Below are 26,068 nucleotides of genomic sequence, written 5' to 3' on the forward strand. Positions count from 1 at the left end.
TGTTACGCCTCGATCACCAGCACGTCGACGATCGGCTTCTTGCCGGTCCAGCGCGTCGCGACGCGGCGTGCGGCGAGGCGGATCGCCTCGCGCAGCTTCTCACGGTCCTTGGGCGGCTGTTTGGCGACGGCGGCGATCGCCTCGACGGTTTCCTCGATGAACGGCACCCGATCCTCCTCGACCGGGATGCCGCTATAGCGGACCTGCGGCGTGCCGATCAGCCCGCGCGCGCCGACCGCCACCGCGACCGCCATCTGGCCGTTGACGGCGAGCTTGCGCCGCTCGTTGATCGTTCCCCCGTCGCCCGGCAGGATGACGTCGCCATCGAGCACCAGCCGGCCGACCGGCGCGTGGCCGATCTTCGTGGGCGCGCCGGGCGCAAGCCGGACGATCTCGCCGTTCGTCTGCACCATCGCCTGCGGCACGCCTTGCGAAAGGCCGAAGCGCGCCTGTTCCATCAGGTGCCGCATCTCGCCGTGGACGGGCATCAAAATGTCCGGGCGCAGCCAGCCGTACATCTGCGCCAGCTCGGGGCGGCCGGGATGCCCGGAGACGTGGACATGCGCCTGACGATCGGTGACCATCTCGATGCCCTTGGCGGCGAGCTGGTTCTGGATGCGCCCGATCGCGACCTCGTTGCCGGGGATCTGCTTCGAGGAGAACACCACCGTGTCGCCCGCGTCGAGCTTGATCGGGTGATTGCCGAATGCGACACGCGACAGCGCGGCACGATCCTCGCCCTGCCCGCCGGTCGCCACGATCATCACCTTGTCACGCGGCAAGCGCATCGCCGCCTCGGGATCGATCGTCGCGGGCAGATCGCGCAGATAGCCGGTCGCCTTGGCGACCTTGATGATCCGGTCGAGCGAGCGGCCCGCCACGCACAGCGCGCGGCCGGTCTCCTGCGCGACCTGGCCGAGCGTGTGCAGCCGCGCCGCGTTCGACGCGAAGGTCGTCACCAGCACGCGCCCGCGCGCCTTGGCGATCACCTCGGTGAGGCCGACGCGCACGTCCGCCTCCGAGCCCGACGGCTCGGGGTTGAACACGTTGGTCGAATCACACACCAGCGCGAGCACGCCCGCATCGCCGATGGCGGTGAGCGCATCGGGCGCGGCGGGCTTGCCGATCACCGGCGCGGTATCGAGCTTCCAGTCGCCGGTGTGGAACACGCGGCCATAGGGCGTCGCGATCGACAGCGCGTTCATCTCGGGAATCGAGTGCGACAGCGGGATGAAATCGATGCCGAACGGCCCGAGCTTGAGCGTCTTGGCCGGATCGACGACATTGAGCTCGATCCGCTTGACGTTGCCTTCCTCCTCCAGCTTGCCGCGGATCAGCCCCGCGGTGAAGGGGCTCGCGTAGAGCGGCACGCCGAGATCCTCGGCGAGGTACGGCAAGGCGCCGATATGGTCCTCATGCCCGTGGGTCAGCACGATGCCGAGCAGATCGTCGATCCGCTCCTCGATGAACTGGAGATCGGGCAGGATCAGCTCGATGCCCGGATAGTTCGGATCGGCGAAGGTGATGCCGCAATCGACCATCAGCCATTTGCCCTGGCATCCGTACAGATTGACGTTCATGCCGATTTCGCCGGATCCGCCGAGCGCGACGAAAAGCAGTTCGTTCTTTGGGGTAGTCACTAAGTTTCTGTTCTTTCAAATGACGGCTTTTGGCCGGGGAATTTCGTGGTCATCGCCGGGGAACCGGCATCCCGTCCCGCCGGGCGCTGGGCAGCAGCCTATGGGCGATGGAGCCTGACGTGCGTCAGGATGACGTGAGCGCGATATCGACGCTGGCCGACATGCTTCACCGCACCATATGGGCGCGATCCCACAGCATCGCCAGCCCCTGAATGGTCAGATCGGGTTCGATCGCGTCGAAAACCGGCGTATTGCGCTCGAACAAGGTGGCGAGGCCGCCGGTCGCGATCACCTTCACGGGGCGGCCGATCTCGACCTTCATGCGCGCGACCAGCCCCTCGATCATCGCGATATAGCCCCAATAGATGCCGATGTGCATCTGGCTGACCGTGTCGCGCCCGATCACGCTGGTCGAGGCGGGCGCCTCGATCGCGATGCGCGGCAGCTTGGCGGCGGCGGTGACGAGCGCGTCCAGCGACAGGTTGATGCCGGGCGCGATGATGCCGCCTTTGTACGCGCCGCGATAATCGGCGACGTCGAAGGTGGTGGCGGTGCCGAAATCGATGATGATGAGATCGCCGCCGTGCAGCGCGTGGGCGGCGATGACGTTGACGGCGCGGTCGGCGCCGACCGATTGCGGCTCCTCGACATCGAGCGCGATGCCCCATTCGGCCACGCCCTGCCCCGCGATCAGCGGCTCGAAGCTGAAATATTTGCGCGACAGCGTCTGCAGGTTGTGGAGCGCGCGCGGCACGACGGTCGCGATGATGACGCCGGTCACCGCCTTGCGATCATAGCCTTCGAGCGCGAGCAACTGATTGAGCCACACCGCATATTCGTCCGCGGTGCGGCGCGCATCGGTGGCAATGCGCCAGCGCGCGCGGATGATGCCCCGGTCGAGCAGGGCGAAGACGACATTGGTGTTGCCGGCGTCGATCGCGAGTTGCATGGCTTATCCTCCCCGTTCCCGCAGCCGCGTCAGGACGCGGTCACAGCAGGAATATGTCGGCGGCATGAATGACACGCCGCCCACCATCCGCCAAGCGCAAGACGAGCGCGCCGGTCGCGTCCAGTCCGTCGAACAGCCCGTCGACCGCGCTGCCGTCGGGCAGCCGCGCGGTGAGCGGCGTGCCGGGCGGGTGCGCGCGCTCCAGCCAGCGCGCGCGGACCGGCGCGAGCCCCTGCCCGCGCCATACGCCGAGCCAGCGCGCGAATGCGTCGGCGAGCGTCTCCTGAAAGGTTGCGGGATCGACGGCTGCGCCATGCGCGGCGAGGCTGGTGGCCGCGCGATCGAGATCGCGGGGATGATGCGCGAGGTTCGCGCCGATGCCGATCACGACCGCGTCACCGGCGCGTTCGAGCAGGATGCCGGACACTTTGGCGCCATCCAGCAACAGATCATTGGGCCATTTGAGCGTCGGTGTCGCGGCGCCGCCGAGGTGCGCGCGCACCGCCTCCTCGAGCGCGACCGCCGCGACCAGCGCGAGCGACGCGGCGTGCGGATCGGTCGGGCGCAGGCGGACGAGCGTGCTGGCGTAGAGATTGCCGGCGGGCGACGCCCATGCCCGCCCCTGTCGGCCGCGCCCGCCGGTCTGGCGCTCGGCGCGCAGCCACAACCCCTCGGACGCGCCGCTGTGGGCGAGATCGAGCATGTCGGCGTTGGTCGAGCCGGTCTCGGCGAGGGTGCGGATCATCGCGCCGCACCCCATGGACGCTCGGCGGTCAGAACAGCGACCTGGCCGCCGCCATCGTCGCCAGCCCCAGCGGGGCGAGCAGCAGCCAGCCGATCGGCGACACGAACACCGCCGCTGCGGTGATGAGGCCGCCCTCGACGATATCGCCGCTCTTCGGGAAGCCCGCGTCGACCGGCTCGTCGAAATACATCACCTTGACGACGCGCAGATAATAATAGGCGCCGATCACCGAGGCGACGAAACCGACCACCGCGAGCGGATAGAGGCCGGCGGCGGTCGCCGCGTCGAACACCGCGAGCTTCGCGTTGAAGCCGAGCAACGGCGGGATGCCGGCGAGGCTGAACATGAAGATCGCCATCGCCAGCGCCAGACCAGGCCGCGTGCGCGACATGCCCGACAGGCTGGCGATCGTCTCGACCGGCTGCCCCTCGGCATCGCGCATCTGGAGTACGACGAGGAAGCTGCCGAGCGTCATCACGACATAGACGGTGAGATAGAACAACACCGCCGCGACGCCCGCCTGCGTGCCGGCGGCGAGGCCGACCAGCACGAAGCCGACGTTGTTGATGGACGAATAGGCGAGCAGCCGCTTGACGTTGGTCTGCCCGATCGCCGCGACCGCGCCGAAGATGATCGAGGCGAGGCTCGCGAAGATCACGATCTGGCGCCATTGATCGACCGCCGGACCCATCGCCTCGACCGCGACGCGCACCGCGAGGCCCATCGCCGCGACCTTGGGGGCCGAGGCGAAGAACGCGGTCACCGGGGTCGGCGCGCCTTCATACACGTCGGGCGTCCACATATGGAACGGCACCGCGCTGATCTTGAAGGCGAGGCCGGCGAACACGAACACCAGCCCGAAGACGAGGCCGAGCGAATGGCCAGCGCCATAAGCGGTCGCGATCTGCGGGAACACCGTCGAGCCGCTGAACCCGTACACCAGGCTGATGCCGTAGAGCAGGATGCCGCTCGCCAGCGCGCCGAGCACGAAATACTTGAGTCCCGCCTCGGCCGAACGCGTGTCGCGGCGCATGAAGCTCGCCAGCACATAGGCGGCGAGGCTCTGCAGTTCGAGCCCGACGTAGAGCACGAGCAGATCGCCCGCCGACACCATCATCCCCATGCCGCATGCCGAGAGCAGCAGCAGCACCGGATATTCGGGACGGAGATCGTCACCGCTGGTCTGCTTGAAGAAGCGCGGCGCGAGCAGGATCGCCACCGCGGTCGCACCGTAGATCAACACCTTGGAGAAGGCCGCGAACGCGTCGGCGCGGAACAGCCCGTCGAAGGCGACGCCGCCGCTCGATGCCGGTCCGAGCAGCGCGATCGTCGCGCCCGCGAGCACCGCCACGGCGACCCAGGAGATCATCCGCGTTGAGGCCTGCCCGCCCCAGGCGGCGATCAGCATCAGCACGATCGATCCGATCGAGAGGATCTCCTCGGGGAGCACCATCATCAGCGAATCGGTCATCAGCGTGCCTCCCCATGGGCGGCGGGGATCACCGCATGTCCGGCCGTCGGCAGCGAGTCACCGGCAGGCTTGGCGCGATCGACGCGCGCGACGAGCGTCGCGACATCGCCGCGCATCGGCGCGAGGAAGCTCTCCGGGTACACGCCCATCCACAACACCACCGCCGCGACCGGCGCGAGCAGCGCGATTTCACGCAGCGAAAGATCGGGCATCACCCGCACATCATCCTTGGTCAGATCGCCGAACACGACGCGACGATAGAGGTAGAGCATATAGGCGGCGCCGAGAATGATGCCGGTCGTGCAGATCGCGGTCGCCACGGTCGAGACCTGATAGGTGCCCATCAGGCTCAGAAACTCGGCGACGAACCCGCTCGTCCCCGGCAGGCCGATCGAGGCCATCGTGAAGAACAGGAACAGCACGGCGTAGCGCGGCATGTTGATCGCAAGGCCGCCGTAGCGGTCGATCTCGCGGGTGTGGAGCCGATCGTAGATCACACCGACGCACAGGAACAGCGCGCCCGAGACGAGGCCGTGGCTGAGCATCATCACCATCGCGCCTTCGATGCCCTGCTGGTTGAAGGCGAACAGGCCGATCGTGACGATCGCCATGTGCGCGACCGACGAATAAGCGATCAGCTTCTTCATGTCGGACTGCACCAGCGCGACGAGCGAGGTGTACACCACCGCGACCGCCGACAGCGCGAGGATCAGCCACGTCAGTTGCGACGACGCTTCGGGGAACATCGGCACCGAGAAGCGCAGGAAGCCGTAGCCGCCGAGCTTGAGCAACACGCCGGCCAGGATCACCGACCCGGCGGTCGGCGCCTGCACGTGCGCGTCGGGCAACCACGTGTGAACCGGCCACATCGGCATCTTCACCGCGAACGACGCGAAGAAGGCCAGCCACAGCCACGTCTGCACCTGACGCGGGAAATCGGTCTTGAGCAGGGTCGGAATGTCGGTGGTGCCGGTGTAGTGGATCATCCAAAGCATCGCGACGAGCATCAGCAGCGAGCCGAGCAGCGTGTACAGGAAGAACTTGTACGACGCGTAGATACGGTTCGCGCCACCCCAGATGCCGATGATGAGGTACATCGGGATCAGGCCGGCTTCGAAGAAGATGTAGAACAGCAGCAGATCCTGCGCCGCGAACGTGCCGATCATCAGCACTTCGGTGATGAGGAAGCACGCCATATATTCCTGCACGCGCTTCTCGATCGCCACCCAGCTCGCGCCGATGCAGATCGGCATCAGGAACACGCTCAGCATGATGAGCATCAACGCAAAGCCGTCGATACCAAGCTTCCAGTCGAACACACCGACGCTGCCGGCATTCTCGACGAACTGCCACTGCGCGCCACCGATGTCGAAATTCGCCCACAGGCCGATGCCAAGCACGAAATCGACCAAGGTTGCGATCAGCGCCAGCCAGCGTGCGCCAGCGGGGCTGAGGAACAGACAGCCGACGGCCGCCACCGTGGGGATCGCCAGCATCAGGGAAAGAATGGGGAAACCGCTCATCGTGTGATCGCCCAGGTCATCGCTGCGGTCAGCCCGATAAGCATGACGAACGCATAGGTGTAGAGATATCCGGTCTGCAGGCGGCCAGCCACTCGGCTGCCCAGCGAGACCATCCAAGCGGAACCGTCGGGCCCGAACCGGTTGATCGTCTTCTCGTCGCCGCGGTGCCAGAAGAACCGGCCGAGCGCGAAGGCGGGCTTGACGAAGATCAGGTCGTACAGCTCGTCGAAATACCATTTGTGGAGCAGGAAGTCGTACAGCACGCTGAACTGCTTCGCGACCGCCGCCGGCACGCCGGGCTTGGCGATATAGGCGTACCAGGCGCTGACAAGGCCGAGCAGCATCGCGATCGTCGCGGCCAGCTTCACCAGCATCGGCAGTTCCTCGACCGCTTCCGACAGATGCTCATGGAACGCGAGCGCGCCGCGCCAATAGGCTTCACCGGCGGTCGGATCGATGAAGAAGCGGTGGAAGCCGAAGCCGGCGAACACCGCACCGATCGACAGCACGATCAGCGGAATGAGGATCGGCAGCGGGCCTTCGTGCGGATGATAGCCGGCGGTGCCGTCGTCGTGCGCATGGTGACCGTGGTCGTGCGACGCGTGTGCCGCATGGCCATGATCGTCGTGCGCATGATCGTCGTGGCCGTGGCCGTGCGCGTCGTGCACCGCATGCTGGATGTGCTCGGACTGCGCCCAGCGCGGCTTGCCCCAGAAGGTGAGGAACATCAGCCGCCACGAATAGAAGCTGGTGAGCAACGCGACGAGGATGCCGACGATCGACGCGCCCTGCTGGTTCGCAGCCCAGGCCGAGAGGATGATCGCATCCTTCGAATAGAAGCCAGCGAAGCCGAACACGCCCTCGATGCCGACGCCGGTGATCGCGAGCGTACCCGCCATCATCGCCCAGAACGTCACCGGGATGCTCTTACGCAGGCCACCATAGTACCGCATGTCCTGCTCATGGTGCATCGCGTGGATCACCGAACCCGCGCCGAGGAACAGCAGCGCCTTGAAGAAGGCGTGCGTGAACAGGTGGAACATCGCCGCGCCATAGGCCCCGCAACCGGCCGCGAAGAACATATAGCCGAGCTGCGAGCAGGTCGAATAGGCGATCACACGCTTGATGTCCGTCTGCACCAGACCGCAGGTCGCGGCGAAGAAGCAGGTCGCGGCGCCGATCGTCATCACGACGTGCATCGCGAACGGCGAGGTTTCGAACATCGGCGACAGGCGACACACCATGAACACGCCGGCGGTGACCATCGTCGCGGCGTGGATCAGCGCCGACACCGGGGTCGGGCCTTCCATCGCGTCGGGCAACCAGGTGTGCAGGCCGAGCTGCGCGGACTTGCCGCACGCGCCGACGAACAGCAGCAGGCAGAGCACCGTCATCGTATCGAAGCGCGCGCCGAAGAAGCCGATCGTCGAACCCGCCATATGCGGTGCCGCGGTCAGGATCTCGTCGATCGACACCGTCTTGAACACCAGGAAGGTGCCGAAGATGCCGAGCATGAAGCCGAGATCGCCGACGCGATTGACGACGAACGCCTTGATCGCGGCGGCATTGGCACTCGGCTTGCGGAACCAGAAGCCGATCAGCAGATACGAGGCGAGACCGACACCTTCCCAGCCGAAGAACATCTGGACGAGGTTGTCCGCCGTCACCAGCATCAGCATCGCGAAGGTGAACAGTGACAGATAGGCGAAGAAGCGCGGCTGGTCGGGATCGTCCGACATATAGCCCCAGCTATAGAGGTGGACGAGCGCGGAGACGCTCGTCACCACCACCAGCATCACCGCGGTCAGCGCATCGACGCGAAGCGACCACGACACATGCATCGTGCCCGAGTTGATGAAGCTCAGCACCGGGGTGACGATCTTCTCGCCGCCGCCGAGATAATGGATGAACACCGGCCAGGACAGCGCGCAGGCGATGAACAGCGCGAGCGTCGTCACGATCTTCGGGAAGGCGGTGCCGAACGCTTTGTTCGAGAAGCCCGCGAGGATCGACGCCGCGAGCGGCAGGAAGACAATGAAGAGGATCGAAGTCACGCCGGTATCACCCCTTCATCCGGTTGACGTCGTCGACCGCGATCGTGCCGCGACCGCGGAAGTAGATCACGAGGATCGCGAGCCCGATCGCCGCTTCGCCCGCCGCGACCGTCAGCACGAACATCGCGAACACCTGGCCGACGAGGTCGTGGAGGAACGCCGAGAAGGCGACGAGGTTGAGGTTCACCGCGAGCAGGATCAGCTCGATCGCCATCAGCATGACGATGAGGTTCTTGCGGTTGGCGATGAGCCCGAGCACGCCGAGCGCGAACAGGATCGCCGCGACGACGAGATAATGCGTGAGGCCGATCATGCGGTCACCCCGTCGCCCCGGCGCAGGCCGGGGCCGCTGTGTTGTTGAACGTTGCGCGCGGCAACGCGGCGATCCCGGCCTGCGCCGGGATGACGATGCAGGCTCACAGTTCGATTCCCTGTCCGACGGTCGGCCGGGCGTTGCGCGTCGCGTCCTGCGGACGGCGCTTGACCTGGCGATTGATGTTCTGCGGGCGAACCCCGCTACGCTCCCGGTGCGTCAGCACGATCGCGCCGATCATCGCGACGAGCAGCACCAGCCCGGCGCCCTCGAACACGAAGAGGTAGCGCGAATAGAGCAGCAGCCCGAGCGCCTCGATGTTGGGCACCGTATCGGGCGTCGGCGCAGCGCGGCGGCCGAGTTCGATCGCGCCCGCACTCCACGCGCCGAAGGCGATCATGATCTCGGCGGCGAGCGCGACCGCGAAAGCGAGCCCGATCAGCGCGTAGCGGACGAAGCCCGCGCGCAGTTCGGCAAAATCGATGTTGAGCATCATCACGACGAACAGGAACAGCACCGCGACCGCGCCGACATAGACGATGACGAGCAGCATCGCGATGAACTCGGCGCCGACCAGCACCATCAGACCGGCGGCGTTGAAGAAGGCGAGGATCAGCCACAACACGGCATGAACCGGGTTGCGGGCGGTGATCGTCAGCACGGCTGACGCGATCACGATGATCGCGAAGAGATAGAAGGCGAAGGCCTGGATCACGATGTTACTTCGAACCCCCGTTCGCCCGAGACTGTGAGATCGCCGTCGCCTCGCCCGTTGGCGATGGCAGCGCGTGCGCCGACGGCATGGAATCGATGTGGCTGCGCATTACCGGTACGGCGCGTCTGCGGCAAGGTTCGCCGCGATCGCGCTCTCCCAACGGTCACCGTTATCGAGCAGCTTGTTCTTGTCGTAGATCAGTTCCTCGCGCGTCTCGGTCGCGAACTCGAAGTTCGGGCCTTCGACGATCGCATCGACCGGGCACGCCTCCTGGCAGAAGCCGCAATAGATGCACTTGGTCATGTCGATGTCGTAGCGCGTGGTGCGACGCGAGCCGTCGTCACGCGGCTCGGCCTCGATCGTGATCGCCTGCGCGGGGCAGATCGCCTCGCACAGCTTGCACGCGATGCACCGTTCCTCGCCGCTCGGATAGCGCCGCAGCGCATGTTCGCCACGGAAGCGCGGGCTGAGCGGGTTCTTCTCGAACGGATAGTTGATCGTCGCCTTGGCCTTGAAGAAATACTTCAGGGTCAGCGCGTGCGCCTTCACGAACTCCCAGAGTGTGTAGGTCTTGATCAGATGGCCGATGCTCATGCCGGTACTCCAACCCGCACGAGCATGAGATAGCCCGACACGAGGAAAACGAAGATCAGCGACATCGGCAGGAAGATTTTCCAGCCCAGCCGCATAAGCTGGTCGTAGCGATAGCGCGGGACGGTCGCCTTGACCCAACTGAAGAGGAAGAAGAACGCCGCCATCTTGAGCAGCAGCCAGATGATGCCCGGCACGACGTACAGGAAGCCGATGTCGAGCGGCGGCAGATAGCCGCCCCAGAACAACGTCGCGTTGAGCGCGCACATCAGGATGACGTTGGCATATTCACCGAGCCAGAACAGCGCGAAGCTCATCGACGAATATTCGGTCTGATAGCCGGCGACGAGCTCGCTCTCCGCCTCGGTCAGATCGAACGGCGCGCGCTGCGTTTCGGCGAGCGACGAGATGAAGAACACCACCGCCATCGGGAACAGCAGCGGGTTCGCCCAATGCCCGTTGAGGAAGCCGTAATAGCCCTTCTGGTTTTCGACGATCGCGCCGAGATTGAAGCTGCCCGAATAGAGCACCACCGAGATCAGCACGAAGCCGATCGCGACTTCATAGCTGACCATCTGCGCCGCCGCGCGGATCGCCGAGTAGAAGGGATATTTCGAGTTCGACGACCAGCCCGCCAGGATGATGCCGTACACGCCGAGCGACGAGGCGGCGAGCACGTAGAGCAGCGCCACGTTGATATTGGCGACCGAGGCATCGCGCGCGAACGGCACCACCGCCCACACGATCAGCGCGACCGTGAAGGTGATGATCGGCGCGAGCAGGAACAACGTCTTGTTCGCGGCGATCGGGATGATCGTCTCTTGCAGGAAGACCTTGAGACCGTCCGCGAACGATTGCAGCAGCCCGAACGGACCGACCACATTGGGCCCGCGCCGCAGCGCCATCGACGCCCAGATCTTGCGATCGACGTAGATGATCATCGCGACGGCGAGCATCAGCGGCAGCGCGATGACGAGAATGTCGATCAGCGTCGCGACGAACCACGCCCAGCCGAACGGCAGGCCGAGATAGGTGAACCAACTGGTCATTCGGCCGCCTCCGCGAAATCCTGGCCGTGGAGAATTTCGGCCGAGCAGCGCTGCATCGTCGGGCTGGCCCGGCAGATCGCGTTGGTCAGATAGAAGTCCTTGATCGGATAGCTGACCTCACCCGAGCCGGCTGCGTCGAGCGACGGCGGGTTCCAGGCGAAGGTCTTGAGGCCGAGCGTGGCGAGATCGGGCGTATCGACGCCCATCGCCGCGCGCAGCTCGTCGAGCGTGTCGAACGGCAGCGTGTGGCCGAGCACCGCCGACAGCGCGCGCAGAATCGTCCAGTCCTCGCGCGCATCGCCCGGCGGGAACACCGCGCGATCACCGCGCTGCACGCGCCCTTCGAGGTTGACGTAGGTGCCCGACTTCTCGGCGTAGCTCGCACCGGGCAGCACCACATCGGCCGCCGCCGCGCCCTTGTCGCCGTGATGCCCGATGTAAACCTTGAAGCTGCCGGCGAACTTCGAGAAATCGACTTCGTCCGCGCCGAGGAAGAACGCGAGCTTGGGGTTCGCCGCCGCCACATCGGCGATGCCGCCCTTCTGCGCGAAGCCGAGCATCAGCCCGCCGTTGCGCGCCGCCGCCGCGTGCAGCACGTTATATCCGTTCCAGCCGTCGCGGACGAGATTGAGCGTCTTGGCCAGCGCCAGCGTCGCGCCGTGGCCGCCCTTGAGCGCGGCGCCACCGACGATCACCATCGGCCGTTTCGCGGAATCGAACGCCTGCGCGACCTCTTCGGGCAGCTTGCCGAGCAGCGACAGATCGTTTCCGAGCCACGTCGCCCGATAGGTCAGGTCGACTTCCGGGCCGATCGCGAAGACCTTCGCGCCCTTCTTGATCGCCTTGCGGATCCGCGTGTTCACCAGCGGCGCTTCCCAGCGAAGGTTGGTGCCGACGAGCAGGATCGCGTCCGCCGTTTCGGTGCCGGCGATGGTGGTGTTGAAATTGACCGCGGCCAGGCTCGACGTGTCGTAATCCATGCCGGTCTGGCGGCCTTCGAGCAGGCTCGAGCCCATCGACGCGAGCAGCGCCTTGGCGGCGTACAGCGTCTCGCAGTCGACCAGATCGCCGTGGATCGCCGCGACGCTGCTACCGGCGTCAACCGCCTTGATCGCCGCGAATGCCTCATCCCAGCTCGCCGCGACGAGCTTGCCGTCCTTACGGACGTACGGCCGGTCGAGCCGCCGGCGGACCAGACCATCGACCGCGTGGCGGGTCTTGTCCGAGGCCCATTCCTCGTTGACGTCGTCGTTGATGACCGGGAGCGCGCGCAGCACCTGCCGCCCGCGCGAGTCGAGCCGGATGTTGGTGCCGACCGCGTCCATCACGTCGATCGTCAGCGTCTTGCGCAGCTCCCACGGGCGCGCCTCGAACGCATAGGGCTTCGAGGTGAGCGCACCGACCGGGCACAGATCGACGACATTGCCCGACAGCTCGCTCGTCACCGCATGTTCGAGATACGAGGTGATCTGCATGTTCTCGCCGCGATAGACCGCGCCGATCTCCTCGACCCCGGCGACTTCCTCGGCGAAGCGGATGCAGCGCGTGCACTGGATGCAGCGCGTCATCACCGTCTTGACGATCGGCCCCATATATTTCTCGGTGACCGCGCGCTTGTTCTCGTCATAGCGCGAATGGCCGCGACCGTAAGCGAGGCTCTGGTCCTGCAGGTCGCACTCGCCGCCCTGATCGCAGATCGGGCAATCGAGCGGATGGTTGATGAGCAGGAACTCCATCACGCCTTCGCGCGCGTTCTTCACCATCGGTGAGTTGGTGAAGATTTCCTGCTTGTCGGCGGCCGGCAGCGCGCACGATGCCTGCGGCTTGGGCGGCCCCGGCTTCACCTCGACCAGGCACATCCGACAATTGCCGGCGATGCTGAGGCGCTCGTGATAACAGAAACGCGGGATTTCCTTGCCCGCGAGCTCGCACGCCTGAAGCACGGTCGCGCCCTGCGGCACCTCGACTTCGACGCCATCGACTTTGACTATCGGCATTATTCGGCAGCTTCCATCATCGGCGCGTCGCCGCCGCCGTTCCGGGCGAGGATGCGACGCTCCATCTCGGGGCGGAAATGCTTGATGAGGCCCTGGATCGGCCACGCGGCGGCGTCGCCGAGCGCGCAGATCGTATGACCCTCGACCTGCTTGGTGACCTGATACAGCGTATCGATCTCGGAAATGTCGGCGTCGCCGGTGCGCATCCGCTCCATCACGCGCCACATCCAGCCGGTGCCCTCGCGGCACGGCGTGCACTGGCCGCAGCTCTCATGCTTGTAGAAGTAGGACAAGCGGCTGATCGCGCGGACGATGTCAGTGGACTTGTCCATCACGATGATCGCGGCGGTGCCGAGGCCCGACCCGACCTTCTTGAGCCCGTCGAAGTCCATCGGGCAGTCCATGATCTCGGCGGCGGGCACGAGCGGCACCGACGAACCGCCGGGGATCACCGCGAGCAGATTGTCCCACCCGCCGCGAATGCCGCCGCAATGCTCTTCGATGAGCTGGCGGAACGGGATGCTCATCGCCTCCTCGACCACGCAGGGTTTGTTCACATGCCCGCTGATCTGGAACAGCTTGGTGCCCTTGTTGCCCTCCGCGCCGAAGCTGGAGAACCAGGCCGCGCCGCGCCGCAGGATCGTCGGCGCAACCGCGATCGATTCGACGTTGTTGACCGTGGTCGGGCAGCCGTAGAGGCCCGCGCCGGCCGGGAACGGCGGCTTGAGACGCGGCTGGCCCTTCTTGCCCTCGAGGCTTTCGAGCATCGCGGTCTCTTCGCCGCAGATGTACGCGCCGGCGCCGCGATGGACGAACACGTCGAAATCATAGCCCGAGCCGCTGGCGTTCTTGCCGATCAGCCCCTTGTCATAGGCCTCCGCCACGGCCGCGAACAGCACCTCGGCCTCGCGGATATATTCGCCGCGAATGTAGATGTACGCGGCGCGCGCGCGCATCGCATATCCCGCGATCAGCGCGCCCTCGATCAGCTTGTGCGGATCGTGGCGGATGATCTCGCGATCCTTGCACGAACCCGGCTCGGATTCGTCGGCGTTGATGACGAGAAAGCTCGGGCGGCCGTCCTTCGATTCCTTGGGCATGAAGCTCCACTTCATGCCGGTCGGGAAGCCCGCGCCGCCGCGCCCGCGCAGACCCGACGCCTTGATGATGTCGATGATGGCATCCTGCCCCAGCGCCATCAGATCCTTGGTATTGTCCCAGTCGCCGCGCATGATCGCCGCGTCAAGGTTCCACGGCTGGAAACCGTAGACGTTGGTGAAGATCCGGTCCTTGTCGGCGAGCATCAGAAGCGCCCCCCCTTGTTCTTCGTAAGCGCGAGATAGATGACCACGCCGATCGCGATCACGATGACCGGGCCAAGCAGCGCGAAGGTCAGCTTGAGCAGCCAGCCGAGCACGACGATCCCGCCGATGATCGCCAGGATGGTGACGATGAGGTTCTTATCGCGCTGGCTCACGACGCCCACTCCCCGCGATAATCGTGGTTCTCGTCGACCATCTGCTTGAGGCTGGTCGGGCCGCCGGCGGGGCACGAATCGCGACGCCCGGTCTGCGATCCCGGCGTCACCGCCCTGCCCTCGGCCAGCGCCTCGAGCAGCGCGGTGGTCTTGTCGTAATCGAGATCCTCGAAATTGTCGTCGTTGATCTGGACCATCGGAGCGTTCGCGCAGGCGCCGAGACACTCGACCTCGGTCAGCGTGAACAGGCCGTCCGGCGTGGTGTGGCCCTTCGAGAGCCCCTTGTTCTTGCACGCCGCGAGCACATCGTCCGAGCCGCCGAGCAGGCACGGCGTCGTCCCGCAGACCTGGACGTGATATTTGCCGACCGGCGCGAGATTGAACATCGTGTAGAAGGTCGCGACCTCGAACACGCGCATGTACGGCACGCCGATCTGGCGCGCGACATATTCGATCACCGGCACCGGCAGCCAACCCTGCGTCTGCGTCTCCGCGCCGACCTGACGCTGCGCGAGATCGAGGAACGGGATCGACGCCGATTGCTCGCGGCCCTTCGGGTAGCGGGCGAGGATCTCGTCGGCCTTGGCCTGGTTCTCGGGCGTCCACGCGAACGCGCCCCAGCGCGCGCGGGTCTCTGCCTCGTCTGGGATCTTTGGGGCGTCGGCCATTACCGGATGAACTCCACGCGGTCGACCTTGTCGCCGACGAACGAATAGATGGACATGACTTCAAACGTCTCGCCGCCGGGCGCGCGCGAGACGTCCTCGTGCAGCACGACGGTATCGCCGAGGACGTAGGATTTGAGGATCTCCGCGCGATTCTCGGGGAATTGCGCGAACATCGCCTTGAGGCCCGCGCGGACGCCCTCCTTGCCCTCGCGCAAGACCGCGCCGCGATACATGGCTTCGCAGGCGGTGTCGGTCATATGCTCGACATAGCCGTCCGCATCCTGCGCGTTGTAGAGCGCGATCATGCGGTGGGTGGTCTCAAGCCGCGGGTCAGTCATGGCGCGCTCGCATGCGCGCGCCGCGCTGCGCGACATAGGCGGTCCACAGCGCCGAACCGAGACCGGCGACGATCATGCCGGCGCCCGCGTGAAGCTGCCCGACCGCGAACGCGGCGGCGGCGATCGCCAACGCCACGGCGACGAACACCCACGTCGGGAACACCGCGCCGCTCACCGGTCGCACTCGCCGAACACGATGTCCATCGCGCCGAGGATCGCGGTGGTGTCGGCGAGCATGTGACCCTTCGACATGAAATCCGCCGCCTGGAGGTGCGAGAAGGCCGTCGGGCGGATCTTGCAGCGGTACGGCTTGTTCGAACCATCGGCGACCAGATACACGCCGAACTCGCCCTTCGGGCTTTCGGTGGCGACATAGACGTCGCCGGCGGGGACGTGGAAGCCCTCGGTGTACAGCTTGAAGTGGTGGATCAGCGCTTCCATCGAGCGCTTCATCTCGCCGCGCTTGGGCGGCACCACCTTGCGGTCAAGGCTCGCGATCGGCCCTTCGGGCATCTCGTTGAGGCACTGGCGCATGATCCGCGCCGACTGGCGGACCTCCTCGACGCGCACCATGAAGCGATCGTAGCAGTCGCCGCGCGTGCCGACCGGCACCTCGAAGTCCATCTTGCCGTACACGTCGTACGGCTGCGCCTTGCGGATATCCCAGGGGATGCCCGAGCCACGGATCATCGGGCCGGAGAAGCCCCATTTGATCGCGTCCTCGCGGCTCACCGTCGCGATATCGACGTTGCGCTGCTTGAAGATGCGGTTGTCGGCGACGAGGCTGATCGCATCCTCGAACAGCCGGGGCAGCCGCGTGTCGAGCCATTCGCCGATATCGGTGAGCAGCTTGAGCGGTACGTCCTGATGCACGCCGCCGGGACGGAAATAGGCCGAGTGCATGCGCGCACCCGAAGCGCGCTCGAAGAAATTGAGGCAGTCCTCGCGGATCTCGAACAGCCACAGGTTCGGCGTCATCGCGCCGACGTCCATGACGTGCGAGCCGAGGTTGAGCATGTGGTTCGAAATGCGCGTCAGCTCGGCGAAGAACACGCGAAGATATTGTGCGCGGATCGGCACTTCGAGGTCGAGCAGCTTCTCGACCGCGAGCACGTAGCTGTGCTCCATGCAGAGCGGCGAGCAATAATCGAGCCGGTCGAAATACGGCAGCGCCTGCATGTAGGTCTTGTATTCGATCAGCTTCTCGGTGCCGCGGTGGAGCAGACCGACGTGCGGATCGACGCGCTCGATGATCTCGCCGTCGAGCTCCAGCACCAGACGCAGCACCCCGTGCGCGGCCGGGTGCTGCGGGCCGAAGTTGATCGTGTAGTTCTGGATGTCGATATCGCCGAGCGTGGGATCGGCCGCGTCGGTGACGCCCTCCAGCTTTTCGAGATAGTCGCTCATAGGTTCTGCCCCTTGCCCGGCGTCGGCGTCACGTCGGGGTTCTGCGGCTTCGGCGTCGCGTCGGGCTCGGCCTTGCCCGCGCCGGTCTGCGCCGGGGTTTCGGTGGTCTTGGCCTCGGTCGGCGCGACCTTGGCGGATTGCGCGGCGTCGGCCTTCTGGATCTCGTCGGCCTTGAGCGGGGTCGGCGCACCCTTTTCCTCGGGGAGCTTGGCCTTCTCGTCGCCGGGGAGGATATATTCCGCACCCTCCCACGGGCTCATGAAATCGAAATTGCGGAAATCCTGCGCGAGCTGGACCGGCTCGTACACGACGCGCTTGGCCTCTTCCGAATAGCGCACCTCGACATAGCCCGTGAGCGGGAAGTCCTTGCGCTGCGGATGGCCGCGGAAGCCGTAATCGGTGAGGATGCGGCGGAGATCGGCGTTGCCCGAGAACAGCACGCCGTACATGTCGTACACCTCGCGCTCGAGCCATCCGGCGACCGGCCAGATCCCGGTGACCGACGGAACCGGCAGCGTGTCGTCGGTGCGGACATGCACGCGAATGCGATGGTTGCGCGTCAGCGAGAGCAGGCAATACACGACCTCGAAGCGCTCGACCCCGCGATCGGGATAGTCGACGCCGGCGATTTCCATGAGCTGCTGATATTCGAGGCCGGGCGTGTCGCGCAGCGCGGTCATCGTCTCGACCAGGCTGTCACGCGCGACATGCAGCGCGACTTCGCCGACCAGATCGGTCGCGAGATCGAGCCTGGCGCCGAGCGCGGCGGTCGCCGCCTCGATCACACCGTCGTTGGCGGTGTACGCTGGTGCGGGCGCCCTCACCGTTCCACCGTTCCCGAGCGGCGAATCTTCCGCTGCAACTGCATGATCCCGTAGAGCAACGCTTCCGCGGTCGGCGGGCAGCCCGGCACATAGATGTCGACCGGCACCACGCGGTCGCAACCACGCACGACCGAATAACTGTAATGATAATAGCCGCCGCCATTGGCGCACGAACCCATCGAGATGACGTATTTGGGCTCGCTCATCTGATCGTACACGCGGCGCAGCGCCGGCGCCATCTTGTTGCAGAGCGTGCCCGCGACGATCATCACGTCCGACTGGCGCGGTGACGCGCGCGGTGCGGCGCCGAAGCGCTCGAGATCATAGCGCGGCATGTTGACGTGGATCATCTCGACCGCGCAGCACGCGAGGCCGAAGGTCATCCACCAGAGCGAGCCGGTGCGCGCCCACTGGAACAGCTCCTCGGTCGAGGTGACGAGGAAACCCTTGTCGGTCAGTTCGCCGTTGAGCCCGTCGAAGAAGCTCTGGTCGGGCGGCAGCATTACGTCGCCGCGCGCGGGGCGGGTGAGTTCTACTCCCATTCGAGAGCTCCCTTCTTCCAGGCATAGACGAGGCCGAGCGCCAGTTCGCCGATGAACACCATCATCGCGATCCACGCGGTCCAGCTCGCCCAGCCGCCGAACTTGAAGACGCTGACCGCCCATGGATAGATGAAGGCCGCCTCGAGATCGAAGACGATAAACAGGATCGCGACGAGATAGAAGCGCACGTCGAACTGGCTGCGCGGATCTTCGAACGCGGGGAAACCGCATTCATACTCGCTGAGCTTTTCAGGACTGGGCTTGTGCGCTCCCGTCAGCCGGCCGACGATGATCGGCAGGACGACAAAGGCGGTGGAAAGCGCCAGCGCCACGCCGAGGAACAGCAGGATCGGCAGATATTGCAGCGGATCGAACAATGGGGTTCTCGCAGGTGCGAAGTGGATGACCGGGGCTTTAGGACGATGGTTTCGGCCGGGCAAGGGCATCGGACGGTGAGAATGAATCGCAACAAGCGACACACGCCCGACGCGCGCCGTCGACGCCCGCTCATACGCCGCTAAGCGCTTGTATGCTTTAACATTTCTCAACAATCGCGGGGGCGCGGACGGCCCCCGCGCCCGATCAGCGCAGGGCGCCCGCGATCAGCTTGTGAAGGCGTGATTGCAGCGCGTCGTTCGCCGCGAGAAATTCGTTGCGTTCCATCATCTTGTCGCCACCGCGGAAATCGGTGACGAACCCGCCGGCTTCCTTGACGAGCAGCATCCCCGCCGCAACGTCCCACGGCTTGAGACTCGATTCCCAGAAGCCGTCGAACCGACCCGCCGCGACCCAGGCGAGATCGAGCGCCGCCGAGCCGAGCCGGCGGATGCCGGCCACTTCGGGTGCGACCGCGCCGAAGATGCGGCTCCACTGGGCGAAATCGCCGTGGCCGAGAAACGGGATGCCGGTCGCGATCACCGAGTCGGCAAGATCGCGGCGCGCCGAGACGCGCAGACGCTGCTCCTGCACCCAGGCGCCCCGCCCCTTCTCGGCCCAGAAGCTCTCGTCGGTGAGCGGCTGATAGACCACGCCCGAGGTGACTTCGCGCTTGCCGTTCGCCATCGGCTCCTCGACCGCGATCGAGATCGAGAAGTGCGGGATGCCGTGGAGGAAGTTGGTGGTGCCGTCGAGCGGATCGACGATGAAGCGCGGCTTGGACGGATCGCCGGCGATCTCGCCGCGCTCTTCCATCAGGAAACCCCAGTCCGGCCGCGCCTTGGACAGTTCCTCGTAAATCGTCTGCTCGGCGCGCTGATCGGCCATCGAAACGAAATCGGCCGGGCCCTTGCGGCTGACCTGGAGATGCTGGACCTCGTTGAAATCACGCCGCAGCCGTGGCGCGGCCTTGCGCGCGGCGCGGTCCATGACGGTGAGAAGGCCGGAATGGGATGGCATTGTTCATTCTCCTCCCCTCCCGCTTGGCGGGAGGGGTCGGGGGAGGGCCAGTCAACACACGCGAAGCTGGAGACACGCCCTCCCCTAGCCCCTCCCGCAAGCGGGAAGGGGAATTAATCCGCGCGCTTCACATAGGTCTGTTCGTACACGTCGACGACGATGCGCGTGCCCGCGCCGATATGCGGCGGCACCATCACGCGCACGCCATTGTCGAGCACCGCCGGCTTGTAGCTCGACGAGGCGGTCTGCCCCTTCACCACCGCATCGGCCTCGACGATCGTCGCTTCGATCTGCGAGGGCAATTCGACCGAGATCGGGCGCTCGTCGTAGAGTTCCATCACGACATCCATGCCGTCCTGCAGAAAGGCGGCGGCATCGCCGAGGATGCCGGCGTCGAGCGTGATCTGCTCGTAATTGTCCTTGTCCATGAAAGTCAGCGCGTCGCCGTCGCGGAACAGGAACTGGAAATCCTTGGTGTCGAGCCGGATGCGCTCCACCGTCTCGGCCGAACGGAAGCGGACGTTGTTCTTGCGGCCGTCGATGAGGTTCTTCATCTCGACCTGCATGTACGCGCCGCCCTTGCCGGGCTGGGTGTGCTGAATCTTGACGGCCTTCCAGATGCCGCCTTCATATTCGATGATATTGCCGGGACGGATGTCCACGCCGCTGATCTTCATTGGATGTACCTGTGGAAAGAGCGAAGGCTGCGGGCTTTAGCCTCAGCCGCCCGATCCGGCAACCCGCCGCCCGGTGAGATGTGGGAACGGATCGACATCCTCGCCTTCGTACCAATGCTGATCGGGCGTGGTGCGGGTGAGGCCGAAATGGAGGTGGTAATTCCCTGCCCCCGCATCGCCGGTGTCGCCGACATAGCCGAGCGGATCGCCGGTACGCACGGCCTGCCCCTCATGCAGGCCCGGCGCGTAGCCGGAGAGGTGCGCGTAGTAATAGGTCCAGTCGCGCGCGGGCGAACGGACATAGACGGTGGTGCCCCCGGCCTTGCTCTCGAACAGCTTTTCGACCGTGCCGGGCGCGGCCGCCGTGACCAAGGTTCCGCCCGCGGCGGGGATATCGGTGCCGTGGTGCTGGCGCGCGCCATTTTCGCGCGGATCGCCCCAGCTATCGGTGATCTGGCCGCGCGCAACGCCAGCGACGGGGACGGCGAGCGCCGCCACGCCTGTGCGCGTCGCGTCCGCCGGCGGACCATGCCGCCCGGCTTCCGAACCGGTGGACGTGTCCGATACGGGCGCCTTCGCCGTCGGCGCGTCGGGAAGGCTCAGCAACCCCAGCCACGCCGCGATCAGCAGCGCGGCCAGCAGGATCAGGATGAGGACGAGCCGCCGCATGTCATTCCTGGAAAACGGCGGGCGTGCCGGGCTTGACCATCAGCGACAGCCGCGCGACGTCCCAATTGGTCAGGCGGATGCAGCCGTGGCTCTCGGCGCGGCCGATCGTCGAGGGTTCGGGCGTGCCGTGAATACCGTAATGCGGCTTGGAGAGATCGAGCCACACCACCCCGACCGGGCCGTTCGGCCCCGGCGGCAGCGTCGCCTTCTTCTCGCCCTTCTTGGCATCCCAGAACAGCTTCGGGTTGTAATGGAACGGCGGGTTGTACGCCGGGCCGAGGATCTTCCACGTGCCGATCGGCAGCGGATCGTGCTTGCTGCCCATCGTTGCCTGGAATTGCGCGACCAGCTTGCCGTCGGCATCGAGCACGCGCAGCACGGAATCCGACTTGTCGACGACGATCTTGGCGCCTTGCGGCTGCTTCGAATCGACGTTGAGGCCGCTCAGCGTCTGGCGCCATTTCTCGGGCAGCTTGGGATCGTAATCGCGCGCGGTGGCGATCGCGTTGGGCACGACGATCTTGACGCCGGGCGACAGCCGGGTGTCCGGGCTGTTGAGCGCGACGAGCACCGCCGGCGTGGTATGGAACATCTCGCCGAACTTCTCCATCGCGTTGCGATAGCCGAGTTCGGGCAGGTCCGCCTGCTTTGCCGGACTCTTGGGCAGCGGATTGGTGTACGGCCCCGCGAGCAGCTCCGGGGTCAGCGTCACCGTCTGCGTGGCGGGGATGTTCTGGTATTTCGACAATGCGGCCTGGGTCGGCTTGTCGAGCGTTCCGTTCACATCGAGGCCGTTCGCCTCCTGAAACCCCTTCACCGCCGCCGCCAGCGACATGCCCGATTTCCCGTCGAGCACGCCCGGCGAAAAGCCGAGATGATCGAGGATCACCTGCGTCTGGAGCACGCCTTGATCGACAGCCGCAGCGGCTTTGGTTCCCGCCGCGCCCACCGGAACAGGCCCAAGCGAGGCAGACGCCAGACAAGCCGCGAGCAGCGCTATTCTTCTCATCGTTTCAACATCCTACAAGGTCTTCATGCCATCAACGACAAACATGGCGGTTGTTTCCGCGCCGCAACGGTCTCTCTCGCGCCGTGGGCTTCTGGGCGGCCTCGCCGGGCTCGGCGCGATCGCGGCGATGCCGGGGCCGGCGCACGCGCTTGCCGGCACCCGCGAGTGGCGGCTGGCGATCCGCAACGTCCACACCAACGAGAGCGTCGATGCCGTGTTCGCGCGCGGTGGGCAGTTCGTGCCGGAAGGACTCGCCGAGCTGAACCACGGCCTGCGCGATTGGCGCACCGGCGAAGCGACGGTGATGGACCGTAAGCTGCTCGCGCTGCTGGTCAGCCTGCGCCGCACGCTCGATGTCGGTGACAATCGCAAGATCGATCTGATCTCCGGCTATCGCTCGCCCAAGACCAACGCTTCGCTGCGCGCACGCGGCGGCGCGCATACGGGCGTTGCCAGCCAGAGCCAGCACATGCTCGGCAAGGCGACCGACATCATGGTGCCCGGGGTGTCGCTCGACCGGCTGCACAGCGCGGCGCTGGCGCTTGGTGGCGGCGGCGTCGGCTTCTATCCGCGCGACGGCTTCGTCCACGTCGATACGGGCCGCGTGCGCCACTGGTAGGTTTCGGCGCGTCGGGAATCGCGCCGTTAACTTTCTTCATACTTTCGTTGCGCTTGATCGTCGCGGGGGCACGCGCCAAGTGCCGCGCCGCGGCAACGAACCTGTCGCGCCAATGGTTACGAAGCGGCGAGATGAACCAGGCTGCGGCGCATTATGAGGTGATCTTCGCGCTCGACCGCGTGTTCGTCGGGGGGCCGTTCCGCTGGTCGTGGGTCAGGATCGGTGGCGATGGCTTGGTCGCCGTGCGGGGCAAGGCGCACGAGACGATGCGCGCGGCGATCGATGAAGCGGCCCGGCATCGGCGCGACCATGGCGGCGGCGAGATTCGCGTCAACCTGAAGGACACGCCCCACGAGGATGCACGGGACGTGACCTATCTGGCGTGAGCACCGCAACGGCGTGAGCTGGCCGGGCCGGTGCGTTACCGGGCGAGCACCGCCTCGAACGCCTTCACGGCGGCGGCCTCGTCGCCGCCCCAGACCGCGCCCGACACCGCGAGGAAATCCGCGCCGGCGCGCACCAGCGGCGCGGCGTTGGCGGGGGTGATGCCGCCGATCGCGACACAGGGCAGTTCGAACATCGTCGCCCACCAGCTCAGGATCACCGGTTCGGGCCGATGCTCGACCGCCTTGGTGGTGGTCGGATAGAAAGAACCGAACGCGACGTAATCCGCGCCCGCCTCGCCCGCTTCCATCGCGAGGTGGCGGCTGTCGTGGCAGGTCACGCCGATCTGCGCATTGGGGCCGAGCACGCTGCGCGCCTCGCGGGGATCGCCGTCGCCCTGCCCGAGATGGACGCCGTCCGCACCGAGTCGCTTGGCGAGCGCGATGCTGTCGTTGACGAGGAACGCGACGTCGCGTTCCGCGCAGATGCGCTGAAGCGGCTCGGCGAGCCGCGCCGCTTCGTGCTGATCGACATCCTTGACGCGGAACTGGAACGCCGCGACCGGCCCCGCGTCAAGCGCGCGCGCCAGCCGGTCGGCGAAGCCGCCGGTCACGTCGAGCGGCGAGATGAGGTAGAGCTGACACGGGGGCCGGCGGTCGTCGCGCCGGAACTGGTCGGCGAAATCGGGATCGAGCGGGCCGAGCGGATCTTCTTCTGTCATGCCGCCGCCCTAGCGCGCGGATCGCCGCAACGAAAGCGGCGGCGCGCTTACTTCGCCAGTTCCGCCTCGATCGCGGCGACCAGCGCGGGATCGTCGGGCGCGGTCGATGGCGCGAAGCGCGCCGTGACGGTGCCGTCGCGGGCGATCAGGAACTTCTCGAAGTTCCACAGCAGTTCAGGCGCGTCGTTCGGGGTCATGCCATAGCCGCGCAGCCGGGCGCGAAACGCCTCGGCATCCCCCGCCGCATCCGGCGCGGCCGCGATCAGCGCGGCGTATAGCGGGTGCTTGCCCGGACCCGTGACGGCGATCTTCGAGAACATCGGGAAATCGACATCGTAGGTCGCCTTGCAGAAATCGGCGATTTCGGCGTCGCCACCCGGCTCCTGCCCGGCGAAGTCATTGGCGGGAAAGCCCAGCACCTTGAAGCCGCGCTCGCGATACTGGCGGTACAAGGCCTCCAGCCCCTCATATTGTGGGGTCAGCCCGCATTTGGATGCGACATTGACCACGAGCAACACGTCGCCCGCATATTGGGCGAGGCTGGTGTGCTGACCGTCGATGGTCTTGACCGGGGCTTCGAGCAAGGTCGTCATCAGTGTTCTCCGGGACGTATCCATAACACTCATCCGACATCCCGGCCGCGCGGGGATCGATGTCGGGCGGGCGGCGCGCTTTATTCCTGGGCGGCCCCGGCCTTCGCCGGGGCGACGATGACTGGGTTCACGCCGCGACCGGCTGGGCGACCTTGTCCACCGAGGCCGCATAGATCTCGTCGATCGCCGCCGACAGAGCCGCGTCGAACTCGGCATCGCTCATCTGGTGGCGCAGATCGGAGAGCAATGCGCGGCTGAAGCTGGCGATGACGCCGCGATTCTTGGCGAGCTCGGCGCACGCTTCGCTGCGCGAATAGCCGCCCGACAGCGCGACGACGCGCAGCACGCGCGGATGATCGACGAGCGGATCGTACAGCCCAGGCTGCTCGGGAAGCGAAAGCTTGAGCATCACCGTGTCGTCGCCGGTCAGCGCGTCGAGCGCCTTGAGCAATTCGTCGCGCAGGATCACCTCGGCCTCGGCGCGCTCGGGGCTCTTGATGTTGAGTTCGGGTTCGAGGATCGGCATCAGCCCGCCGGCGATCACCTGCGCGCCGATTTCGAACTGCTGCGCCACGACAGCGGCGATGCCCTCGTGGTTGGCGCGGTTGATGAACGATCGCGCCTTGGTGCCGAACACTTCGAGCGCTTTCGATCGCGCGAGCAGCGCATCGAGCCCGGGGATCGGCTTCAGCAGTTGCACGCCGTTCGCTTCGGCCTCAAGCCCCTTATCGACCTTGATGAACGGCACGATGCCGCGGTCGATCAGCGCGGCGGGCGCGCTCGTGCCGGCGACCGTGCCGTCCATCGTGCGTTCGAACAGGATCGCGCCGATCACCTTGTCGCCGGTGAAGCTCGGCGCGGTGATGATACGGCTGCGCATCTCGTGGATGAGCGCGTACATCTCCTCGTCGTTCGACCAGGAGCCCTCGGCGACGCCATAGCCGGTGAGCGCCTTGGGCGTGGAGCCGCCGCTCTGGTCGAGCGCGGCGATGAAGCCTTTTCCGGCGGCGATCTTAGCGGTCATCTCGGCGGTGTTCATGGCGTGCCACTCCTTGCGTGCTGCGCTGCGTCATGACGTGTTAGCGAGACAGTCGGGGTCGAGCAACGGCCAAGCGCGCCGCTTGACCGAAGCTTCGCAAAGTTTCAGCGTGACGTCGTCTCGGGGGGAATAACATCATGACCGGAACATCGCAGGTCTTTCGACATCTTGCGCTCGTCTTGGTAGCGCTAGCATCAATTGGCGCGAAAGCGCCCGAGGTGGGCGGCCAGGCGCCGCCGTTCGAATTGACTTTGGTCGATGGCACCAAAGTGTCCTCGGCGGACCTGCGCGGTCAGGTGGTGGTGCTCAATTTCTGGGCGACGTGGTGCGTTCCGTGCAAGCAGGAACTGCCGACGCTCGACGCCTATTATGCGGTGACCAGCAAGTACGGCCTGCGCGTCTTCGCGGTGACGACCGAGGATTCGGTGCCGCTCTCCCAGTTGAAGCGGCTGTTCGCCGCGATGCACATCGCCCCCGTTCGAAAGGTTCGGGGGCCATATGCCACGATGAGCGGCGTGCCGACCAACTATGTGATCGATCGCACGGGCCGGCTACGCTATGCGCGCGCCGGCGCGTTCGATCTCGACGCGCTCAACGCGCTGCTGATCCCGCTGCTCAAGGAGCCGGCGCCGCCAGCAGCCGCCCCGACGACCTGATCA

The 26,068-nt window shown here is 66.1% G+C and carries 30 protein-coding genes; 3 read left to right on the forward strand and 27 right to left on the reverse strand.

The genetic code is table 11. From position 1 onward, the window contains the following. Positions 1 to 2 precede the first annotated feature (2 nt). The 24 genes from BLS81_RS03820 to BLS81_RS03935 all read right to left on the reverse strand — a co-directional run bounded on the left by BLS81_RS03820 (position 3) and on the right by BLS81_RS03935 (position 22,053). Positions 3 to 1,580, reverse strand: a complete 1,578-nt coding sequence (locus BLS81_RS03820) for a ribonuclease J (protein ID WP_176787046.1) — start codon at positions 1,578 to 1,580, stop codon at positions 3 to 5. Between the two features lie 226 nt (positions 1,581 to 1,806). Next, positions 1,807 to 2,589, reverse strand: a complete 783-nt coding sequence (locus tag BLS81_RS03825) for a type III pantothenate kinase (RefSeq protein WP_093220894.1) — start codon at positions 2,587 to 2,589, stop codon at positions 1,807 to 1,809. A gap of 40 nt (positions 2,590 to 2,629) precedes the next feature. After that, complete coding sequence (locus BLS81_RS03830) at positions 2,630 to 3,334, reverse strand: biotin--[acetyl-CoA-carboxylase] ligase (protein WP_093221801.1); 705 nt, start codon at positions 3,332 to 3,334, stop codon at positions 2,630 to 2,632. A 28-nt stretch (positions 3,335 to 3,362) separates the two neighbouring features. Continuing rightward, entirely contained in the window at positions 3,363 to 4,805 is a 1,443-nt protein-coding gene (gene nuoN, locus BLS81_RS03835; protein WP_093220895.1) for an NADH-quinone oxidoreductase subunit NuoN, read from the reverse strand. Then, positions 4,805 to 6,328 carry an NADH-quinone oxidoreductase subunit M gene (locus BLS81_RS03840; protein ID WP_093220898.1) on the reverse strand — a complete coding sequence of 508 codons (1,524 nt, stop codon included), beginning with the start codon at positions 6,326 to 6,328 and terminating at the stop codon, positions 4,805 to 4,807. Before BLS81_RS03840 ends, nuoN begins: the two co-directional genes overlap by 1 nt. Continuing rightward, positions 6,325 to 8,382: an NADH-quinone oxidoreductase subunit L gene (gene nuoL, locus BLS81_RS03845; protein WP_093220900.1), complete on the reverse strand. Its 2,058-nt coding sequence runs from the start codon at positions 8,380 to 8,382 to the stop codon at positions 6,325 to 6,327. The genes BLS81_RS03840 and nuoL overlap by 4 nt, the downstream gene beginning before the upstream one ends. A gap of 7 nt (positions 8,383 to 8,389) precedes the next feature. Next, positions 8,390 to 8,695 (reverse strand): NADH-quinone oxidoreductase subunit NuoK, encoded by a 306-nt coding sequence (nuoK, locus tag BLS81_RS03850; RefSeq protein WP_093220903.1) that lies wholly within the window; start codon positions 8,693 to 8,695, stop codon positions 8,390 to 8,392. Positions 8,696 to 8,798: 103 nt separating this feature from the next. Then, entirely contained in the window at positions 8,799 to 9,410 is a 612-nt protein-coding gene (locus BLS81_RS03855) for an NADH-quinone oxidoreductase subunit J (RefSeq protein ID WP_093220905.1), read from the reverse strand. A 108-nt stretch (positions 9,411 to 9,518) separates the two neighbouring features. Continuing rightward, positions 9,519 to 10,004 (reverse strand): NADH-quinone oxidoreductase subunit NuoI, encoded by a 486-nt coding sequence (nuoI, locus tag BLS81_RS03860; protein ID WP_093220908.1) that lies wholly within the window; start codon positions 10,002 to 10,004, stop codon positions 9,519 to 9,521. Next, on the reverse strand, positions 10,001 to 11,050 hold the full coding sequence (nuoH, locus tag BLS81_RS03865) for an NADH-quinone oxidoreductase subunit NuoH (RefSeq protein WP_093220910.1): 1,050 nt from the start codon (positions 11,048 to 11,050) through the stop codon (positions 10,001 to 10,003). Before nuoH ends, nuoI begins: the two co-directional genes overlap by 4 nt. Continuing rightward, a complete protein-coding gene (gene nuoG, locus BLS81_RS03870) occupies positions 11,047 to 13,047 on the reverse strand; it encodes an NADH-quinone oxidoreductase subunit NuoG (protein WP_093220912.1) in 2,001 nt (666 codons plus the stop codon). Before nuoG ends, nuoH begins: the two co-directional genes overlap by 4 nt. After that, on the reverse strand, positions 13,047 to 14,351 hold the full coding sequence (gene nuoF / locus BLS81_RS03875; RefSeq protein ID WP_093220913.1) for an NADH-quinone oxidoreductase subunit NuoF: 1,305 nt from the start codon (positions 14,349 to 14,351) through the stop codon (positions 13,047 to 13,049). The genes nuoG and nuoF overlap by 1 nt, the downstream gene beginning before the upstream one ends. After that, entirely contained in the window at positions 14,351 to 14,524 is a 174-nt protein-coding gene (locus BLS81_RS20670; protein ID WP_176787017.1) for a hypothetical protein, read from the reverse strand. The genes nuoF and BLS81_RS20670 overlap by 1 nt, the downstream gene beginning before the upstream one ends. Further along, positions 14,521 to 15,192, reverse strand: a complete 672-nt coding sequence (locus BLS81_RS03885) for a complex I 24 kDa subunit family protein (protein WP_093220918.1) — start codon at positions 15,190 to 15,192, stop codon at positions 14,521 to 14,523. Before BLS81_RS03885 ends, BLS81_RS20670 begins: the two co-directional genes overlap by 4 nt. After that, a complete protein-coding gene (locus tag BLS81_RS03890) occupies positions 15,192 to 15,530 on the reverse strand; it encodes a nuclear transport factor 2 family protein (RefSeq protein ID WP_093221804.1) in 339 nt (112 codons plus the stop codon). Before BLS81_RS03890 ends, BLS81_RS03885 begins: the two co-directional genes overlap by 1 nt. Then, positions 15,523 to 15,705, reverse strand: coding sequence for a hypothetical protein (locus tag BLS81_RS03895; RefSeq protein WP_143023297.1), 183 nt, complete (start codon positions 15,703 to 15,705; stop codon positions 15,523 to 15,525). Before BLS81_RS03895 ends, BLS81_RS03890 begins: the two co-directional genes overlap by 8 nt. Then, positions 15,702 to 16,937, reverse strand: coding sequence for an NADH-quinone oxidoreductase subunit D (locus BLS81_RS03900; RefSeq protein WP_093220923.1), 1,236 nt, complete (start codon positions 16,935 to 16,937; stop codon positions 15,702 to 15,704). Before BLS81_RS03900 ends, BLS81_RS03895 begins: the two co-directional genes overlap by 4 nt. Then, positions 16,934 to 17,761, reverse strand: coding sequence for an NADH-quinone oxidoreductase subunit C (locus BLS81_RS03905; protein ID WP_093220925.1), 828 nt, complete (start codon positions 17,759 to 17,761; stop codon positions 16,934 to 16,936). Before BLS81_RS03905 ends, BLS81_RS03900 begins: the two co-directional genes overlap by 4 nt. Beyond that, positions 17,758 to 18,303 carry a NuoB/complex I 20 kDa subunit family protein gene (locus BLS81_RS03910; RefSeq protein ID WP_093220928.1) on the reverse strand — a complete coding sequence of 182 codons (546 nt, stop codon included), beginning with the start codon at positions 18,301 to 18,303 and terminating at the stop codon, positions 17,758 to 17,760. Before BLS81_RS03910 ends, BLS81_RS03905 begins: the two co-directional genes overlap by 4 nt. After that, entirely contained in the window at positions 18,294 to 18,680 is a 387-nt protein-coding gene (gene ndhC / locus BLS81_RS03915; RefSeq protein WP_069206701.1) for an NADH-quinone oxidoreductase subunit A, read from the reverse strand. The genes BLS81_RS03910 and ndhC overlap by 10 nt, the downstream gene beginning before the upstream one ends. A gap of 205 nt (positions 18,681 to 18,885) precedes the next feature. Next, complete coding sequence (locus tag BLS81_RS03920) at positions 18,886 to 19,698, reverse strand: inositol monophosphatase family protein (RefSeq protein WP_093220930.1); 813 nt, start codon at positions 19,696 to 19,698, stop codon at positions 18,886 to 18,888. Between the two features lie 113 nt (positions 19,699 to 19,811). Next, entirely contained in the window at positions 19,812 to 20,375 is a 564-nt protein-coding gene (gene efp, locus BLS81_RS03925; protein ID WP_093220932.1) for an elongation factor P, read from the reverse strand. 42 nt (positions 20,376 to 20,417) lie between these two features. Beyond that, positions 20,418 to 21,044 carry a M23 family metallopeptidase gene (locus BLS81_RS03930; protein ID WP_093220934.1) on the reverse strand — a complete coding sequence of 209 codons (627 nt, stop codon included), beginning with the start codon at positions 21,042 to 21,044 and terminating at the stop codon, positions 20,418 to 20,420. Between the two features lies 1 nt (position 21,045). Next, positions 21,046 to 22,053 carry a L,D-transpeptidase family protein gene (locus tag BLS81_RS03935; protein WP_093220936.1) on the reverse strand — a complete coding sequence of 336 codons (1,008 nt, stop codon included), beginning with the start codon at positions 22,051 to 22,053 and terminating at the stop codon, positions 21,046 to 21,048. A 43-nt stretch (positions 22,054 to 22,096) separates the two neighbouring features. Here BLS81_RS03935 and BLS81_RS03940 point away from each other — a divergent pair, with 43 nt between their 5' ends. Together BLS81_RS03940 and BLS81_RS03945 are read left to right on the forward strand one after the other, a co-directional pair. Then, complete coding sequence (locus tag BLS81_RS03940) at positions 22,097 to 22,672, forward strand: peptidoglycan L,D-endopeptidase MepK (RefSeq protein WP_093220939.1); 576 nt, start codon at positions 22,097 to 22,099, stop codon at positions 22,670 to 22,672. 131 nt (positions 22,673 to 22,803) lie between these two features. Continuing rightward, positions 22,804 to 23,058, forward strand: coding sequence for a hypothetical protein (locus BLS81_RS03945; protein WP_143023298.1), 255 nt, complete (start codon positions 22,804 to 22,806; stop codon positions 23,056 to 23,058). 35 nt (positions 23,059 to 23,093) lie between these two features. Here BLS81_RS03945 and thiE read toward each other — a convergent pair whose 3' ends face one another. The 3 genes from thiE to BLS81_RS03960 form a co-directional block, all read right to left on the reverse strand. Next, the gene (thiE, locus tag BLS81_RS03950; protein WP_093220943.1) at positions 23,094 to 23,777 is read right to left on the reverse strand and encodes a thiamine phosphate synthase; all 684 of its coding nucleotides are present in this window, start codon (positions 23,775 to 23,777) and stop codon (positions 23,094 to 23,096) included. A 47-nt stretch (positions 23,778 to 23,824) separates the two neighbouring features. After that, positions 23,825 to 24,370: a glutathione peroxidase gene (locus BLS81_RS03955; RefSeq protein WP_093220946.1), complete on the reverse strand. Its 546-nt coding sequence runs from the start codon at positions 24,368 to 24,370 to the stop codon at positions 23,825 to 23,827. Between the two features lie 127 nt (positions 24,371 to 24,497). Beyond that, positions 24,498 to 25,409 carry a fructose bisphosphate aldolase gene (locus BLS81_RS03960; protein WP_093220948.1) on the reverse strand — a complete coding sequence of 304 codons (912 nt, stop codon included), beginning with the start codon at positions 25,407 to 25,409 and terminating at the stop codon, positions 24,498 to 24,500. Positions 25,410 to 25,546: 137 nt separating this feature from the next. Here BLS81_RS03960 and BLS81_RS03965 point away from each other — a divergent pair, with 137 nt between their 5' ends. After that, a complete protein-coding gene (locus tag BLS81_RS03965; protein ID WP_093220951.1) occupies positions 25,547 to 26,065 on the forward strand; it encodes a TlpA family protein disulfide reductase in 519 nt (172 codons plus the stop codon). The last annotated feature ends 3 nt before the right edge of the window (positions 26,066 to 26,068 follow it).

The organism is Sphingomonas sp. NFR15 (assembly GCF_900103265.1).
GTDB lineage: Bacteria > Pseudomonadota > Alphaproteobacteria > Sphingomonadales > Sphingomonadaceae > Sphingomonas > Sphingomonas pollutisoli.